Source organism: Acidobacteriota bacterium (genome assembly GCA_003225175.1).
Taxonomy (GTDB): Bacteria; Acidobacteriota; Terriglobia; order Terriglobales; family Acidobacteriaceae; genus Gp1-AA112.
Map to the genome: position 1 here is coordinate 1 of QIBA01000005.1, position 1,235 is coordinate 1,235.

General features: G+C 49.3%; 1 protein-coding gene. It reads right to left on the minus strand.

What is annotated here, in order from left to right; genetic code table 11:
- Positions 1-725, minus strand: a 725-nt coding sequence (locus tag DMG62_00080; protein ID PYY25044.1) for a hypothetical protein, incomplete at its 3' end; no start/stop codon positions are given.
- Positions 726-1,235 lie beyond the last annotated feature (510 nt).

Here is a 1,235-nt window from a genome sequence, read left to right on the forward strand (position 1 = left end):
GCAGACGGCCAGAAGAAAAACTTCGCATAGATATACGCCACCCCCTCAGTGAGCACATCTTTTACACCCTGGCTATAACGCCACCAATGCCGTTGATCATAGCCCGGGTCTGGAATTGAGATGACACCGACCCGCACCTTGCTACCGAACACTTCCTCAAAAAGAAGGCGTGTCCGACGCGCGTGAGTATCCTCAGTTAAGACATTAAAGCTGTTTACAATTACGTCGTTGTCATGGAGCCAATTTCGTAATGCAACGGCGGAACTGTAAGTTCTGTCACGACCGATTATGTGCGAAGGCACCATCTGAACAGCGTCGGCGGTAACACCTGCTTTCACTAATCCTTCCGCACCGACACTCGCTGACGTTTGATAATCATTCACATAGCCACCCAATCCATCAACAGGTCCGCCCGTCGTAAAAAGGCGCTTGTAGCCGTTGGTTTTGAATTCCTTTGCCGCGATGCTAAGGACGTACTCGTGCACCCAACCCTCCACAATAAGAGTATCGGTACTCTCCTTCGTTGTGATTGCGAGAAATGAATAAATTTCCAAAAAAATCCAAGTCGCCAATCCTACGATCGCAATCGCCAGGATCAATCTGGCCAAGCCGGATAGTCGCCATGATTCTTTGCGCACCAAAAGACCGCCCAAAGCACGACGCTCGCCACCGCTTGAAACTCGTGACACACCCTGGCTGTATTGAGGATCGGTTTTGATTGTCATCTCAGGCAGAGCGCCAAGTCTCGACTCTGAAAGCGTCGCGTAAACTTGTTTGGTTATTTTGGCTACTTTGTTCCAGGAATACCGCTCATTGGCATTAAGCCTCAATCCTCGTTGGCATCCCATAGGCTGGGTTGGCGATTGATACAATCTTATTGAAACAAAATCTGCTCTGCATCTGCGCGGGTACGGGCCGGCAAAGGAGGCTTAAGGCAGAGGGAGCAAAGTCGATGAGTTCGCCCGTTTAAACCCGAGGCGACAAGGATCGCGACCAGAGTTCAGAGAAAAAGCGACGGTGAATTCGGAGCGCAGACTTACTAAAGCAACAATTCACATAAGATCGTCGCTGTTTTTTAGTGAGCCCGAATTGACACTGAGTTCGACCAAGAAGAATTACCTCCCCCATTGAATGCCCTCACGCGATAGCAATACCAATGGTTTGCGCTTAAGCCAGTATCGTTAAATCGGGTTGTATTTGCTGGCAAAGAAGGTTGTATGGTAACAAATGTTCCG